The 15,476-nt window shown below is 73.7% G+C and carries 16 protein-coding genes; 4 read left to right on the top strand and 12 right to left on the bottom strand.

From position 1 onward, the window contains the following. The first annotated feature begins 42 nt into the window (after positions 1-42). A complete protein-coding gene (locus tag ABZ714_RS12330; protein WP_358825121.1) occupies positions 43-921 on the top strand; it encodes a CAP domain-containing protein in 879 nt (292 codons plus the stop codon). Between the two features lie 56 nt (positions 922-977). Here the strand turns inward: ABZ714_RS12330 and mutM are convergent, their stop codons facing one another. The 9 genes from mutM to ABZ714_RS12285 form a co-directional block, all read right to left on the bottom strand. Next, the gene (gene mutM, locus ABZ714_RS12325; RefSeq protein WP_358825120.1) at positions 978-1,832 is read right to left on the bottom strand and encodes a bifunctional DNA-formamidopyrimidine glycosylase/DNA-(apurinic or apyrimidinic site) lyase; all 855 of its coding nucleotides are present in this window, start codon (positions 1,830-1,832) and stop codon (positions 978-980) included. Between the two features lie 138 nt (positions 1,833-1,970). Further along, entirely contained in the window at positions 1,971-2,810 is an 840-nt protein-coding gene (gene rnc / locus ABZ714_RS12320; RefSeq protein WP_358825119.1) for a ribonuclease III, read from the bottom strand. Positions 2,811-2,829: 19 nt separating this feature from the next. Further along, positions 2,830-3,003 (bottom strand): 50S ribosomal protein L32, encoded by a 174-nt coding sequence (rpmF, locus tag ABZ714_RS12315; protein ID WP_003965982.1) that lies wholly within the window; start codon positions 3,001-3,003, stop codon positions 2,830-2,832. 2 nt (positions 3,004-3,005) lie between these two features. Further along, a complete protein-coding gene (locus ABZ714_RS12310) occupies positions 3,006-3,644 on the bottom strand; it encodes a YceD family protein (protein ID WP_358825180.1) in 639 nt (212 codons plus the stop codon). A 379-nt stretch (positions 3,645-4,023) separates the two neighbouring features. Then, on the bottom strand, positions 4,024-4,809 hold the full coding sequence (locus tag ABZ714_RS12305) for a hypothetical protein (RefSeq protein ID WP_358825118.1): 786 nt from the start codon (positions 4,807-4,809) through the stop codon (positions 4,024-4,026). 73 nt (positions 4,810-4,882) lie between these two features. After that, positions 4,883-5,362, bottom strand: coding sequence for a pantetheine-phosphate adenylyltransferase (gene coaD, locus ABZ714_RS12300; RefSeq protein WP_358825117.1), 480 nt, complete (start codon positions 5,360-5,362; stop codon positions 4,883-4,885). 26 nt (positions 5,363-5,388) lie between these two features. Continuing rightward, on the bottom strand, positions 5,389-5,991 hold the full coding sequence (gene rsmD, locus ABZ714_RS12295; RefSeq protein ID WP_358825116.1) for a 16S rRNA (guanine(966)-N(2))-methyltransferase RsmD: 603 nt from the start codon (positions 5,989-5,991) through the stop codon (positions 5,389-5,391). A 288-nt stretch (positions 5,992-6,279) separates the two neighbouring features. Continuing rightward, a complete protein-coding gene (gene recG, locus ABZ714_RS12290) occupies positions 6,280-8,565 on the bottom strand; it encodes an ATP-dependent DNA helicase RecG (protein ID WP_358825115.1) in 2,286 nt (761 codons plus the stop codon). A gap of 49 nt (positions 8,566-8,614) precedes the next feature. Beyond that, the gene (locus tag ABZ714_RS12285) at positions 8,615-10,240 is read right to left on the bottom strand and encodes a DAK2 domain-containing protein (RefSeq protein WP_358825114.1); all 1,626 of its coding nucleotides are present in this window, start codon (positions 10,238-10,240) and stop codon (positions 8,615-8,617) included. 293 nt (positions 10,241-10,533) lie between these two features. Between ABZ714_RS12285 and rpmB the strand changes: the two genes are divergently transcribed. Continuing rightward, positions 10,534-10,719, top strand: coding sequence for a 50S ribosomal protein L28 (gene rpmB, locus ABZ714_RS12280; protein ID WP_003957616.1), 186 nt, complete (start codon positions 10,534-10,536; stop codon positions 10,717-10,719). Between the two features lie 391 nt (positions 10,720-11,110). Here rpmB and thiD read toward each other — a convergent pair whose 3' ends face one another. Next, positions 11,111-12,016, bottom strand: coding sequence for a bifunctional hydroxymethylpyrimidine kinase/phosphomethylpyrimidine kinase (gene thiD / locus ABZ714_RS12275; protein WP_358825113.1), 906 nt, complete (start codon positions 12,014-12,016; stop codon positions 11,111-11,113). A 16-nt stretch (positions 12,017-12,032) separates the two neighbouring features. Beyond that, positions 12,033-12,995 (bottom strand): thiamine-phosphate kinase, encoded by a 963-nt coding sequence (locus ABZ714_RS12270; RefSeq protein ID WP_358825112.1) that lies wholly within the window; start codon positions 12,993-12,995, stop codon positions 12,033-12,035. A gap of 329 nt (positions 12,996-13,324) precedes the next feature. Here ABZ714_RS12270 and ABZ714_RS12265 point away from each other — a divergent pair, with 329 nt between their 5' ends. Both ABZ714_RS12265 and ABZ714_RS12260 read left to right on the top strand, forming a co-directional pair. Then, the gene (locus tag ABZ714_RS12265) at positions 13,325-13,558 is read left to right on the top strand and encodes an Lrp/AsnC ligand binding domain-containing protein (protein ID WP_358825111.1); all 234 of its coding nucleotides are present in this window, start codon (positions 13,325-13,327) and stop codon (positions 13,556-13,558) included. 20 nt (positions 13,559-13,578) lie between these two features. Next, the gene (locus ABZ714_RS12260; RefSeq protein ID WP_358825110.1) at positions 13,579-14,100 is read left to right on the top strand and encodes a DUF3515 domain-containing protein; all 522 of its coding nucleotides are present in this window, start codon (positions 13,579-13,581) and stop codon (positions 14,098-14,100) included. Between the two features lie 117 nt (positions 14,101-14,217). Here the strand turns inward: ABZ714_RS12260 and ABZ714_RS12255 are convergent, their stop codons facing one another. Next, a complete protein-coding gene (locus ABZ714_RS12255) occupies positions 14,218-15,375 on the bottom strand; it encodes a D-alanine--D-alanine ligase family protein (RefSeq protein ID WP_358825109.1) in 1,158 nt (385 codons plus the stop codon). Positions 15,376-15,476 lie beyond the last annotated feature (101 nt).

The following is a 15,476-nucleotide window of genomic DNA, read 5'->3' as shown; positions in this document are numbered from 1 at the left end:
TCGTGCGCTCCGGGTTCCGCGGTACGAGGAAGGCACAGCCAGATGGGACGTCATCGAAGCACCACCAAACGCCGGGGAGTACCCCTGCGTACGGGGCTGCTCGGCGCCTCCGCCGCGGTGGCCATGGGTGCCGTGGCCATGGCGTCGGGGCTGCTGCCCGGCGGCGACACCCTGGTGACCGGGGGCGAGGCCGCGCCCGGCGGAGCCGTCAGGTCCCAGGGCCCGGCGACGCTCCAGACCCAGGGCGACAGCGGCTCGTCCCCCACGGCGGGTACGACCGGCTCGGGCCCGGCGGCCCCGCATCTGCCGTCGCGCTCCCCGAGCGGCTCCCCGGCGGCGAAGCCGTCCCCCTCCCCCGCGGAACGGGAGAAGGCGGAGGAGTCGGCCCGTGAGCGGATCGAGCGGGAGGCCCCGGCGTCCCGTAAGGCGACCGTCCCCGCGCAGCGCACCGGCGGACACGACGCCAAGGCCTCGAAGCGGAGCCCGTCCCCGGCGCCGAAGAGCAAGGCCCCGGAGCGGAAGCGGACCGCCGCGACCACCACCGAGTCCACGATGGAGGCCGAGGTCCTGGAGCTGGTCAACCAGGAGCGCGCCAAAGCGGGCTGCTCTCCCCTGCGCTACGACGCGGGGCTGGCGAAGCTCGCCGGGAACTTCAGCTCCGACATGGCCGGGCGCGGCTTCTTCGACCACACCGACCCCGACGGCGACACTCCGTGGGATCGGGCCGAGCAGGCCGGGGTGAAGAACCTGGCGGCCGAGAACATCGCCCGCGGCCAGGGCGACGCGGCGGCGGTGATGGATGCCTGGATGAAGAGCGAAGGCCACCGCGCGAACATTCTGAACTGCGACTACAAGACCCTCGGCGTCGGTGTCCATCTGGGCGACGGCGGCCCCTGGTGGACCCAGAACTTCGGCTACTGATCCCGGGGGCCCGGTCAGCCCGGCGATCCGGGGGCCCGGGGCCGGACCGCCCGCCGTCAGGGCCGGGGCGGGCGCTGGCAGCGGGGACAGTAGTAGCTGGAGCGGTTCATCCACGGGCGGCGCCGGATCTGCGTACCGCAGCGGCGGCACGGCTCGTCCTCCCGCCCGTAGGCGTCGAGCGACCGGTCGAAGTATCCCGATTCGCCGTTCACATTCACATAGAGGCTGTCGAAGCTGGTGCCGCCCTCCGCGAGGGCGGCCGTCATCACATCGCGGACATGTCCGAGCAGTTCGGCGGCCCGGGGCCGGTCGAGGCCCGATGTGAGCCGGTCGTAGTGCACCCTCGCCCGCCACAGCGCCTCGTCGGCGTAGATATTTCCCACCCCGCTGATCAGCGTCTGGTCCAGCAGGGCCCGTTTGACGGTGGTCCGCCGCAGCCGCAGGGCGACCAGGAACGCCTCGTCGTCGAAGGCCGGGTCGAGCGGGTCGCGGGCGATATGGGCGATGGCCGACGGCAGCCCGTCGGGGGTGTTGTCATGGACCGAGAGTCCGCCGAAGGTGCGCTGGTCGACGAAGCGCAGCTCGGTCCCGATGGTGTCGTCGAAGCGGAACCGGATCCTCAGATGCCGCTCGTCGGGCGCGTCTTCGGGCTGGACCAGCAGTTGGCCGCTCATTCCGAGGTGGCCGAGGAGCGACATGTCCCCCGCCCCGATCCGGAACCACAGGTACTTGCCCCGGCGGCAGGCCGAGCCGAGGCTCTGCCCGGTCAGCCGGGCGGCGAAGTCGACGGCGCCGGCCGGATGGCGGCGCACCGCCCGCGGATGGAGGACCTGGGCCTCGGCGACGGTCCGCCCGGTGACCCATCGCATGAGTCCCCGGCGTACGACCTCGACCTCGGGCAGTTCGGGCACGGCATCCTCCGGTTGCGCTCTCGCCGACGCCCGCAGCGTACCGCCGAACGGGGGTCGTGAACGGCGCCGAGCCCCCTTTCCGGCATTGCCGGAAAGGGGGCTCGGACCTGCGGTCGCCCCATAGGGCGGAAGCAGTGGTCAGGCGTCGGCCCGGCCACCGTTCCCGGTCTCGCCCCGGTCCGTCCCGGGGGCTTCCGCTTGCTGGTTCTTCTGCTCGGCGGCCAGCCGCGCGTCGGCGGCGCTGCGGATCTCCCGCCAGGCCGCCTCGGCGGCCTGCTGCTCCGCCTCCTTCTTACTGCGGCCGGTGCCGGTGCCGTACGAGACACCACCGACGCGGGCAGCAGCGGTGAAGGTCTTCTCGTGGTCCGGACCCGTCTCGGTGACGAGGTACTCCGGGACTCCGAGGCCCTCGGCGGCGGTCAGTTCCTGAAGACTGGTCTTCCAGTCCAGACCGGCGCCCAGGTTGGACGACTTCTCGATCAGCGGGTCGAACAGCCGGTGCACCAGCTCCGACGCCGCGTCGAGCCCCTGGTCGAGGTAGACGGCGCCGATCACCGCTTCGAGGGTGTCGGCGAGGATGGACGCCTTGTCCCGGCCGCCCGTGCCCTCTTCGCCCCGGCCGAGCCGGATGAAGGAGCCCAGGTCGAGGCCGCGGCTCACCCCGGCGAGCGCGCGCGAGTTGACCACCGCGGCCCGCAGCTTGGCGAGCTGCCCCTCGGGGAGGTCGGGATGGCTGCGATAGAGGGTGTCGGTGACCACCAGGCCGAGGACGGAGTCCCCGAGGAACTCCAGCCGCTCGTTGGTGGGCAGACCGCCGTTCTCGTACGCGTACGAGCGGTGGGTCAGCGCACGCACCAGAAGGGCGGACTCGACCTGATAGCCGAGCCGCCCTTCCAGAAGCGCGTGGGGCGAGGCTGCGTCGACCGCGTCGGCGTTGTCCGCCGGCTTTTCGTCTCCGGCGTTGGACAGCTCAGACATCGGGCCTCTCACCAGCCGCTCAGACCTCGAGGACCTGGCGCTTGTTGTAGGTGCCGCAGCTGGGGCACGCGATGTGCTGCAGCTTGGGCTCCTGGCAACGCTCACACGAAACCAGGGTGGGGACCGCAGCCTTCCACTGCGACCGGCGGTGGCGCGTGTTGCTGCGCGACATCTTCCGCTTCGGAACAGCCACGGCTACTTCTCCTGCTTCTCGTCGACGCCGGAGCCGGCGCCGCCCATGTTGTCCTTCTCGCCGTCCCGAACGGTGCCGGCGAGTCCTTGCAGTGCCGCCCAACGAATGTCGACGGCGTCGTGGTGGTGGTCCGGGTCGTCGTCGAGCCGGATTCCGCACTGGGCGCAGAGTCCGGCACAGTCCTCCCGGCACACCGGCTGCATCGGCAGGGCGAGCACCACCGCGTCACGCAGCACGGGTTCGAGGCCGAACAGGCCGTCCTCGAGAAAGAGGATGTCCTCGTCCTCGTCGTCGTCGCCGGGCTCCGCGGCACGGCCGCGGCCCCGGTCGTCGGCGGCGGGGTACGTGAACATCTCCTGGAAGTCCGCGACGACATCGAGTCGCAGCGGCTCCAGACACCTTACGCACTCCCCCTCGGCCGACGCACGGGCGGTGCCCGTGACGAGCACTCCGTCCATGACCGACTCCAGGCGGAGTTCCAGTTCGACGGGCGCGCCCTCGGGCACGGCCACGACGTCTTCGATGCCCAGGTCCTTCGGCGCCGGCACGGAGCGGGAGAGCCGCTGGAGCGCGCCGGGACGCCGCCCCAGCTCGTGTGTGTCGAACACGAGGGGGTCGCGGTGGTCGAGGCGGGCGTTCAGGGCGCTTCCTGCTTTCGGGTCGTGCCGACGCGCCGGGCTGATGCGTCGGATGGGGAGGGCCGCCGTCCCCGGCGAGGGGATACGGGCAGCCGGGATCGCGAACGAGGCGCGACCAGAAGAGCCAGGATACTGGACCGGGCGCCATCGGCCCAATCCGGTCCCGATCGTCCCGGCCTCGGACGGCCGGAGCGCCGCCGTCGGCCGGGTTCTGCGGCCGGGTCACGCGAGATATCCGCGAGCTGTCCCTACGGACCGTGACACCGGCGCACGGGTCCGGTGCCGGGCGGGCCGGGTCGCGGCGGATCCCGTACGGCGCCGGCCGCGCGCGGTCGATCCCGTACGGCGCCGGGCGGCCCCGCCGGGGCCCGGTGGGGCGGTTTCAGCCCCCGGTCACCGGCCCGGCCGGGAAGGCGCGGCCGGGCGGCTCGGCGAGACCGGCCAGATACTCGGCGTCGCTGGTGGCCCGCTCGGGGGCGGCGAGCGCGTCCCGGAACCCGGCCGGATCGTCTCCCGTACGCGCGTACAGGGTGCGGCGGCCGCGCCCGACCGCCTCCAGGGTCCTGGTGAGCACGGTCTCGAAGGCGTCGAGGGTGGCCCGGGCGGAGGCGTCGGCCCGCTCGGCGGCCGCCACCGGATCCGGTACCGCCGGTTCCGGACCTGCCGCCGCTTCCGGCGCCTCCGGGCGCGGGCCGGGGACCGCGGGGGCGGCGTACGGCTCCGCGTACGGGCCCGGCAGCCGCTCCCGGCCCACGGCGACCGAACCGATGGCCTTGGTGAGGACGACCTCGAAGTTGGCGAGTCTGGAGTCGACGTACCGGTCCGCGTCGGTACGGATCTCCGCGGCGGCCCGGTGGGCCTCGGCGAGGATCCGTGCGGCCTCCGCTTCCGCCTCCCGGGCGACCCCGGTCCCGGACAGCAGGGCGGCCCGTTCGGCGCGGGCCTCGTCGACGATCCGGCCCGCCTCCGCCCGGGCCCCCGCGACCAGCCGCTCCCGTTCGCCGATCAGCTCCCGGGCCCGGCCGAGGGAGCCGGGCAGCGCCGCCCGCGCCGCGTCGACCAGGGCGAGCAGTCCGGCCCGGTTGACGACGCACGAGGCGGACATGGGCAGCGACCGGGCGCCGTCCAGCGCCGCGGCGATCTCGTCGAGCTTCTTCTGCACGTCCACCGGGGTTCCGCCGTTCCTGCGCTGGTACGGGAGTCGCGCGGACGACTGTACGGGGCGGAACCGGTACGGACGGTCACTTCTCGGCGAGCCGCCGCGCCAGCGCCTCCCGGACCGCCGGGGGCAGCAGATGGGAGACGTCCCCGCCCCAGGCCGCGACCTCCTTGACCAGGCTGGAGGAGAGGAAGCTGTAGGTGGGGTTGGTGGGGACGAAGAGCGTCTCGACGCCCGAGAGCCCGTTGTTCATCTGGGCCATCTGGAGTTCGTAGTCGAAGTCGCTGACGGCCCGCAGCCCCTTGACGATGGCGGGGATGTCCCGCTCCTTGCAGAAGTCCACCAGCAGTCCGTGGTGGGACTCGACGACCACGTTCCCGTAGTCGGCCGTCACCCGGCGGATCAGCTCCATCCGCTCCTCGACGGTGAACAGGCCCTGCTTCGACTTGTTGATCATCACCGCGACGTAGACGACGTCGTACAGCTTGGAGGCGCGGGCGATGATGTCGAGGTGTCCGTTGGTGATCGGGTCGAACGACCCGGGACAGACTGCGCGGCGCACTGGAAGTCCCTCGCTCTCCGGTCCGGTCATGAGGCGTCTTCGCCCATGGATGCCTCGTCGCAGACAGAGGCGGCGCGACCGTACCAAAACGTTCCCTCGCCGTAGCGACGGGACCGCAGCGGTTCGAAACCCGGCGGCCAGCGGAAGGTTCCGCCTCTGGTGCTCCGTTCCACGGTGACGAGGGCGCCGTCCGCAAGCCACCCCCCGGCCAGGAGTGTGAGCAGGATCTCCCGAAGATCATCGTCCCCGACCGCGTACGGCGGGTCGAGGAAGACGGCGTCGTACGGGGCACCGGGCACGGGCCCGGCGATCAACTGCTCGGCCCGGCCGGTACGGACCTCCGCGCCCGGCAGCCCGAGGGCGCGGACGTTCTCCCGGACCACCCGGGCGGCCCGGGCGTCGGCCTCCACCAGCAGGGCGTGGGCCGCGCCCCGCGAGAGCGCCTCCAGACCGACGGCGCCGGAGCCCGCGTACAGATCGGCGACCCGGATCCCGTCGACCGTGCCCAGCAGGGACTGCCAGGTGGAGAAGAGCCCTTCCCGTGCCCGGTCGGAGGTGGGGCGGGTACCGGTGCCGGGCGGTACGGCGAGCCGACGCCCGCCGGCCGTACCGGCGATCACGCGGGTCATCTCGGTCCTTGTGGTCGAAGCGGGTCGGTCGGGTCGGCGGTCGCCCCGGCCGGACGGTTCGGCCGGGGCGGGGTCGGATACCGGCGGATCGCGCGGGAGCACGGCCGCCGCGATCATTCTCTCAGCTCCCGGCCGCCCGCCGCGCGCCCGCGCCCCGGCGCGCGGCGGGCCCCGCCGTACGACCCGTGGACCGCACACGCCGCCGGGCCGTCCGGGCGCCGCGCGGTTCCCGGAGCCGTACGAGTCCCGCCCCGGCCCGGCCTCGGGCGGTACGGCTCCGGGCGCGGCTCAGCCCTTGTCCAGATAACGCTCGCGTTCCGCGTCCAGCAGGGCGTCCAGCGCCGTCCGCAGCTCGGGCAGGCCGGACAGCTCGGGATCGGCGGCGACCACGGCCACGGCCTCCTCCCGGGCCGCCGCGATGACCTCCTCGTCCTCGATGACGGCGAGCATCCGCAGCGACGAGCGGACCCCGGACTGGGCCTGGCCCAGCACATCGCCCTCACGGCGCTGTTCGAGGTCGATCCGGGACAGCTCGAAGCCGTCGAGGGTGGCGGCCACGGCGCCCAGTCTGGCCCGGGCGGGGCTCGCCTCCGGCGCCTCGGTGACCAGCAGACAGAGCCCGGGGGCCGAGCCCCGGCCGACCCGGCCGCGCAGCTGGTGGAGCTGGGAGACGCCGAACCGGTCCGCGTCCATGATCACCATCGCGGTGGCGTTGGGGACGTTCACCCCGACCTCGATCACGGTCGTCGCCACCAGGACGTCCACCTCGCCCGCGGCGAAGCGGCGCATCACGTCGTCCTTGTCGTCGGGGGGCATCCGGCCGTGCAGCACCTCGACCCGCAGTCCGGCCAGCGCGCCCCCCGCCAGATCGGCGGCGACGTCCAGCACGGCCAGCGGAGGCCGCTTCTCCGCCGCGTCGGCGCCACCTTCAGCGGCGGTGTCGGCCGCGGTCGCGCTCCTGCCCTTCGGCTTCTCGTCGGCCTCGTCACCGATCCGCGGACAGACCACATACGCCTGGTGGCCCTTGCCGACCTCCTCGCGGACCCGTTCCCAGGCGCGGGCGAGGAAGTGCGGCTTGTCCCGGGCGGGCACCACATGGCTGCCGATCGGGGACCGCCCGGCGGGCAGCTGGTCGAGGACGGAGGTCTCCAGATCGCCGAAGACGGTCATCGCGACGGTCCGCGGGATGGGGGTGGCGGTCATCACCAGCAGATGCGGCGGCTGCTTGCCCTTGGAGCGCAGCGCGTCCCGCTGCTCGACCCCGAACCGGTGCTGTTCGTCCACGACCACCAGACCGAGATCGTGGAACTTGACCTTGTCCTCGATCAGGGCGTGCGTACCGATCACGATCCCCGCCTCGCCGGTCACCAGGTCCAGCAGGGCCTGCCGCCGGGCCGGGACACCCATGGAGCCGGTCAGGGCCACCACCTTGGTGCCGTGCTCGGCCCCGCCGAGGAGCCCGCCCTCGGCCAGCTCGCCCATCATCTCCACGATCGAGCGGTGGTGCTGCTGGGCCAGCACCTCGGTGGGCGCGAGCATGGCCGCCTGGCCGCCCGCGTCCACGACCGCGAGCATGGCCCGCAGCGCGACCAGCGTCTTGCCGGAGCCGACCTCGCCCTGGAGCAGCCGGTGCATCGGGTGTTCGGTGGCCAGGTCGTCGAAGATCTCGGCGGTCACCTTCCGCTGGCCCTCGGTGAGGGTGAACGGCAGCCGGGCGTCGAACGCGGCGAGCAGCCCGTCCGCCGGGGCCCGGCGGGCGACCGCGGGGAGCTGGGCGTCCGCGAACCGCCGCCGGGCCAGCGCGACCTGGAGGACGAACGCCTCGTCCCACTTCAGCCGGGCCCTGGCGTCCTCGACATCGGCTTTGGTGCGGGGCCGGTGCACCTTCAGCAGCGCCTCGGGCAGTGGTACGAAGCCCCGGCCCTCGCGCAGCGCGTCCGGCAGCGGGTCCACCGCGTCCCGGGCCCTGGGCAGCACCGCGTCCACCGCCTTGGCGATCTTCCACGACTCCATGCCCTTGCAGGCCGGGTAGATCGGGATGAGGGCGCCGGCCCAGGACTCCACGGCCGCGTCGTCTCCCCCGGCGGCGCCCGGCCCCCCGGGCTCGCCGCCCCCGCCCCCGCCCCCGGCACCGTCTCCGCCGCCGGGTTCGGCGCCCAGCTTGGCGTAGGTGGGGTGGGCGAGCTGGAGTCTGCGGTTGAAGACCGAGACCTTCCCGGCGAACATGGCCCGGCTGCCGGGCGGCAGCTCGGTCTGCGGCTTGTGGACGCCGCGGCCGAAGAAGACGAGCTGGAGCCGGCCGCTGCCGTCGGTGATGGTCAGTTCGAGACGCTTGCCCCGGCCGCCGTTGAAGGTGTGCACCCGGGAGTCGGCGACCTGGGCGACCACGGTCACGTCCTCGTCCAGCGGCAGCTCGGAGAGGCGGGTCAGCTGGCCCCGCTCCTCGTACCGCCGGGGGTAGTGGTGCAGCAGATCCCCGACGGTGTGCAGGCCGAGCTGCTCGCCGAGCACCTTCGCGGTGGCGGGGCCGAGCGTCTTCTTGAGGGGTTCACTCAGGACGGACACATCGTCCATTGCACACCACGGCACCGACATCCGGGGCCGCGGCCGTACGGGACGGCCCTCACTCCACCCCGATCAGCAGCGGGCTGGTGCCCGGTCCCCCCTGGTAGACCACGGTGTCCACGGCCAGATACGCCTCCCGGACGTGCCGCTCCAGGCGGGCGGCCGTCGCCGTGCCGTCCGGCAGGTCCCCGGAGAGGACGAGGGTGACCAGCTCGCCGCCCGCCGCCAGCATCCGGTCCAGTACGGCGACGGCGGTCTCCGCGACGTCCTGGCCGATGACGGCGACGTCCCCGTCGATCAGGCCGAGGACGTCCCCGGCCTGGCAGACCCCGGCACTGGTCCACGACCGGTGTTCGGCGACCGCCAGCTCCGCGTGCCGGGTGGCCCCGGCCGCCGCCGTCATCGCCACCACGTCCTCGTCGAACCGGCGGCCCGGCTCGTGGACCGCGAGGGCCGCGATGCCCTGGACGGCGGCGCGGGTGGGCACGAGGGCGACCCGGACGCCTTCCGTACGGGCCTGCTCGGCCGCCGCGGCCGCGGTGTGCCGCAGCTCGGCGGAGTTCGGCAGCAGCACCACCTCCCGGGCGTGGGCCCGGCGGATCGCCTCCACCAGCTCCCCGCTGGCGGGCGGCTCCCCGGGGCGGGCCAGCAGGGGCGTCGCGCCCGCCTCCGCGCAGAGCTCCGCGAGGCCCTCGCCGGGGACGACCACCACGACGGCCCGCTGGACCTGCTCCGGTACGGGTCCCGGGGCCGCCCCGGTGAGATGGGTGATCCGGATCCGGTGCGGACGGCCGGCCTCCACACCCGCCTCGACGGCGGCGCCCGCGTCGTCGGTATGGACGTGGATGTTCCACAGCCCGTCGCCGCCGACCACCACCAGGGACTCCCCCAGGGCGTCGAGCCGGGCCCGCAGCCGGGCCACGGCCGGGTCGCCGGCCTCCAGCAGATAGATCACCTCGAACGCCGGGCCGCCGTCGCCGCACTCCCCGGGACCGGCCGGGCCGACCGCCGCGACCGGGGCGTGGGAGCGGGCGGGCACCGCGGGCGACTCCCCCGTCAGCGCCGCCACCAGGGCCCGCAGTACGGCGAGCAGCCCCCGGCCGCCCGCGTCGACCACGCCCGCCCGGCTCAGCACGTCGAGCTGGCCCGGGGTCGCGGCCAGCGCCGTACGCGCGCCGTCGTACGCGGCGCGGGCCGCACCGGCGTCCCCGGGGCCGCCCTCGGCTTCCGCCTCGGCCGCGGCCGAGGCGGCGGCCGACGCCACGGTCAGGATGGTGCCCTCCACGGGGTGCGCCACCGCCTCCCGGGCCAGTACGGCGGCCCGGTCCAGCGCCTCCGCGAGCCCGGCGCCCGCGCCGACCCGGTCCGCGACCCCGCGCAGCAGCTGGGCCAGGATCGTGCCCGAATTGCCCCGGGCGCCCAGCAGCGCGCCGTGCGCCATGGCCCCGATCACCGCCGCCGTCTCCGGCTCGCCGCCGTCCGGATCCGCCGTCTCGTGCGCGGCGAAGACCGCCTCGACGGCCGTCACGGCCGACTCGACCGTCAGATAGAGATTGGTACCGGTGTCACCGTCCGCGACCGGATACACATTGATCGCGTCGATCTCCTCGCGCTCCCGGCCCAGCGACTCCAGCGCCCCGGCGCACCAGACCCGTACCGCTGCGGCGTCGAGTTTCTGCGGCACCTGGGGGTCCTCCTCCGTCGTGGGCTCGTCCGCTGCCGGGCACGCGCGGTCCCGGGCGGGCCCGGTCGGCGGGGTCGCACCGCAGGGTAGACCCCGTGCGCCGGTGAGGCAGGGGGCGGGGGCGGGGCGGGCGGACATGGTAGTTTCATGGAAAGGACGAAGCCGTTGTATGCTGCTCCGGTTGCCTGATGAAAATCAGGCCGTCCATCTCCCGGCAAAGCCACCGAGTCAGTTACTGATTTCCGGCACGCCGGAATTCACTGTACGTGCATCTGAAGTCTTTGGAGTGACCCGTGGCTGCCAACTGCGACGTCTGCGGCAAGGGGCCGGGCTTCGGCAACAACATTTCGCACTCGCACCGCCGTACGTCTCGTCGCTGGAACCCGAACATCCAGCGCGTGCGTGCCGTGGTCGGTCGGACGCCGAAGCGGCTCAACGTCTGCACCTCGTGCATCAAGGCCGGCAAGGTCTCGCGCTAACGCGGATGCTCCGTCGCTAGCGCAGCCTTCCGGTTGCCTTTACCCCGGGCGGGCCCACCTCACCAAGGTGGGCCCGCCCGGGGATTTTTCCGTGGGCGACCGCGCCCACGGCCCCCGGCGCCTTGGCTCTCCGGCCCGGCGCCAAGCGGCGCTCCGCCGTAACCCTGGCGGTGTATGCCGACTGCGCCCCGTCGGTGACCGTTCGCGCAGTTCCCCGCGCCCCTGGTTGCCCGCCTGAACGCCCTCAGAGAGAGGCGGGACCTCGTCGTTTCAGGGGCGAGGAGCGGGAGAGCGTTGAGGGGCGCGGGGAACTGCGCGACAAGCCACCGACGGGCCGCAGTCGGTATACACCGCAAGCACTACGGCGAGCACCGCACAGGGGCACGGGTCCTCAGGGGAGCGTGACGCCGTGGTGGACCGGGCCCACTCCGCCGCCCAGGGGGAAGCCTTCCAGAATCGCCGCCGTCACATACGTCTTCGCCGCCGCCACCGCCTCCGGCACCGTCATCCCCTTCGCCAGCCCCGCCGCGATGGCCGATGCCAGGGTGCAGCCGGTGCCGTGGGTGTGGCGGTTGTCGTGGCGCGGGGCGCGCAGCCAGTGCTCCGCGGTGCCGTCGGTGAGCAGATCGACCGCGTCGCCCGCGAGATGGCCGCCCTTGATCAGTGCCCAGCGGGGCCCGTACGCCAGGATCGCCCCGGCGGCCCGGCGCATTCCGTCCTCGTCCTCGACGGCGACTCCGGTGAGCTGGGTCACCTCGTCGAGGTTGGGGGTGGCGACGGTGGCCAGCGGCAGCAGTACGCCGCGTACCGCGTCCAGCGCCGACTCGGCGAGCAGTGAGTCGCCGTGCTTGGAGACCCCCACGGGGTCGACCACGACCGGCGCTTCGACCTCCGCGAGCAGGGCGGCGACGGTCTCCACGAGCCGGGCCGATGCCAGCATGCCGGTCTTCACGGCCTGGACGCCGATGTCGTCGACGACGCTGCGGTACTGGGCCCGGACGGCTTCCTCCGGGAGTTCCCAGACCCCTTGGACACCGAGGGAGTTCTGCGCGGTGACCGCGGTGATCACGCTCATGCCGTGGGTGCCGAGGGCGAGCATGGTCTTGAGGTCGGCCTGGATTCCGGCGCCGCCGCCGGAGTCGGATCCGGCGACCGTCAGGACCCGGGGCGGCGCGACCCGCGCGCCCGGTCCCGTACCGCCGCCGCCCGGATCGCCGCCCGGCCGCGCGCCGGGCACCCGGCCCGGCACCACCGCACCCGCGTCCGTGTCCGTGTCCGTACCCGCGTCCGCGCTCATATCCTGCCCGCCCCTCTCATGATCCGTCCCCGAAGTGGTCCCAGCCGCTTCCGCCGGTCCACGGCAGTCCGTCCACGGTGACCTGGGGCGCCGCCGCCGGACGGAACACCTCGCCGATCACCTTCCAGCGCGCCGGGAGCTTGGTGTCGGCCGGGAAGGTCGCGACGATCGCGTGGTCCTCACCCCCGGTGAGCACCCACTGCACCGGATCGACCCCGACGGCCTGCCCGATGTCGTTCATCTGGCCGGGGATGTCGATCGCGCCGGAGCGCAGATCGATCCGTACCTTGCTGGCCTCGGCGATATGCCCGAGGTCGGCGATCAGCCCGTCGCTGACGTCGCACATCGCGGTCGCGCCGAGCCCGGCGGCGGCGGGCCCCGCGTGGTACGGGGGTTCGGGCCGCCGGTGGGCCTCGACGAAGGCGCGGGGTGAGCGGAATCCCCGGGAGAGGACGGCGTGACCGGCCGCCGACCAGCCGAGCCAGCCGGTGTAGGCGACGACGTCACCGGGTCTGGCGCCGCCCCGGGTGACGGGCTCGTGGCCGCGCAGATCGCCGAGGGCCGTGATGGCGAGGGTGATCAGCTCGCCGCGGACGACGTCGCCGCCGACCACGGCCGCGCCCGCCACCTGGCTCTCGTCGCGGATGCCGTCCATGAGTTCGGTGGCCCAGGTGACGGGGAGGTCGGCCGGGACGACCAGACCGAGCAGGAGGGAGGTGGGGACGGCGCCCATGGCCGCGATGTCGGCCAAGTTCTGCGCGGCGGCCTTGCGTCCGACGTCGTACGCCGTCGACCAGTCGCGGCGGAAGTGCCGCCCCTCCAGCAGTACGTCGGTACTCGCCACGACCCGCCGGTCGGGCGCGGCCACGACGGCCGCGTCGTCACCGGGTCCGATCCGGACCGCGGGGGTGGAGGTGAGCCGGGAGGTGAGCTCTTTGATCAGGCCGAACTCTCCCAACTCGCCCACAGTGCCCTTCACCCGAGTCTCACCTCTCCGTCGTCCCGCCGGACCACCCGGCCGGGCTGTCGTGCTGTGGCGGGTCGCGCCGGACGGGGCCGCCGGGCGCCCCCGTCACCGAGCGGTCGCGACCCGCCGGGCCGCTCGGTACCGTCAAGGGATACGTCAATGTGCGCTCGACCCGCGCCACACTACGGACGCCACCCGGCGCGCGGGTCTCCCCGTCGCCCGCGGCGACGCGATACCGTGGCGTCCCTTTCTCCCCCCTGGGGTTTCCCCGCCCGGGGCGCCGAGGGCGCCGATGACACCGTCGAACGGGGAAGCGGACCCAGGGCCGCCCAGGAGGTTCCGTGGTACAGGCGTACATCCTGATTCAGACCGAAGTGGGCAAGGCGTCGGCCGTCGCCGAGACCATCGGGAAGATTCCGGGAGTGATTCAGGCGGAGGACGTGACGGGCCCCTACGACGTGATCGTGCGGGCCCAGGCCGACACCGTGGACGAGCTGGGCCGTCTGGTGGTCGCGAAGGTCCAGCAAGTCGACGGCATCACCCGTACCCTCACCTGCCCGGTCGTGCACCTGTAGCCCCCGTCTACCCTGGGGCGGTGATTTCCGCCCGTCGGTCCCGCTCCCGCCACCGCGTTCCCGCGCGTTCCCGCCGCGCGGTCCCGGCCCTTCCGCTCGCTCTGTCCGCGGCCGTGCTGTTCGCCGTCTCCGCGTGTACCGCGGACCGGCCCGAGGTCGCCGTCCCCCGTCCCGATGCCGAGGAGTCGGCGGTCTGCGAGGCGCTGGACGGGGCCCTGCCGGAGACGGTCGGCGGACAGGACCGTTCCGACCCCGAGCCCGCGTCGGCGCTGACCGCCGGCTGGGGTGACGCGGCGATCGTACTGCGCTGCGGGGTGCCGCGGCCCGAGGGGATGAGCGATCCGGCGGCCCAGGGCATCGAGGCGGAGGGCGTCGGCTGGCTGCTGGAGGAGACCGACGGCGGTACCCGCTTCACCACCACGTTCCGCACGGCCTATGTGGAGGTGTCGATGGACGAGCGGTACGCACACGACTCCACGCCGCTGGCCCAGCTCGCCGACGCGGTGAAGGAGGCCGTCCCGGCCGTGCTCGACGTCCCGTAGCCCCCTGCTCCCGGTTCCCCGGCGGGATCCGGTGCACCCGGGCCCGGCGGCCGGGCCCGGGTTCACCGGGCCCGGTACGGGCCGTGCGCTCCGGCGCTCTCGCCCCGGCGCGGTCCGTCAGCGCAGGCCGGTGGAGCGGCGCAGCGCAGCGCCGATCAGCAGGTCGATCAGTTCGGGGTACGAGACCCCGGTCTCCTGCCACATCCGCGGATACATCGAGATCGGGGTGAACCCGGGCATGGTGTTGATCTCGTTGATCACGAACCGGCCGTCGTCGGTGAGGAAGAAGTCGGCCCGGACCAGGCCCTCGCAGCTAGTGGCCTCGAAGGCGGCGACGGCCAGCCGGCGGACCTCGGCGGTCTGCTCCTCGGTGAGGTTCGCGGGGACGACCCCGTCGGCCGAGTCGATGTACTTGGCCTCGAAGTCGTAGAACTGGCCGTCCTGGTCGACCAGGATCTCGGCGGGGACGCTGGCCCGCGGCCCGTCCTCGAACTCCAGCACTCCGCACTCGATCTCGCGGCCCCGGACCATCGCCTCGACAATGATCTTGGGGTCGTGGCGGCGGGCCTCCTCGATCGCGGCGTCCAGCCCGTCGGCCGAGGTGACCTTGCTGATCCCGATCGACGAACCGGCCCGGGCGGGCTTCACGAAGAGCGGCCAGCCGTGCTCGTCGGCGAGCCGGAGGAGCCGCTTGCGGGCGGCGCCCTGGTCCTGCTCCCACTCGCGGGGGCGGATCACCTCGTACGGGCCGACGGGCAGCCCGTAGGAGACCAGGATCCGCTTCATGTACTCCTTGTCCTGCCCCACGGCGGAGGCGAGGACGCCGGAGCCGACGTACGGCACCCCGGCGAGCTCCAGCAGGCCCTGGATGGTGCCGTCCTCGCCGTAGACGCCGTGCAGTACGGGGAAGACGACATCGACCTCGCCGAGCGTCTTGGGGACGGCCCCGGGCTCGCTGTAGACGAGTTCACGGCTGCCGGGTTCGGCGGAGAGCACCACGGCGCCGTCGGCGCCGTCGGTCAGCTCCGCGACTTCGGGGGTGCGCCGGTCGGTGATGGCCATCCGTTCCGGGTCGTCGGCGGTCAGCACCCAGCGGCCGTCGACCGTGATGCCGACCGGGATGACGTCGTACCGGGTCCGGTCGATGGCCCTCAGCACGGCACCGGCGGTGACCGTGGAGATCCCGTGCTCGGAGCTGCGCCCGCCGAAGACGACGGCCACCCGGGGCCTGCGGCCCTGCTGATCGGAGGTCTGGGGGAGGTTCTGGGTGCTCATATCGTCCTGAGACTACCGTGCGAACCGTCATCCGCCAGGGTCGGCACGGGGCCGGGATCCGCCGCGACGGGTCCCCCGGGAGGGTCATGGCCCGGCACCGG

It is taken from the genome of Streptomyces sp. NPDC006798 (assembly GCF_040635975.1).
Taxonomy (GTDB): domain Bacteria; phylum Actinomycetota; class Actinomycetes; order Streptomycetales; family Streptomycetaceae; genus Streptomyces.
Note: the sequence above shows the minus strand (reverse complement) of the source record. Positions and strands in the feature narration are given on the sequence as shown.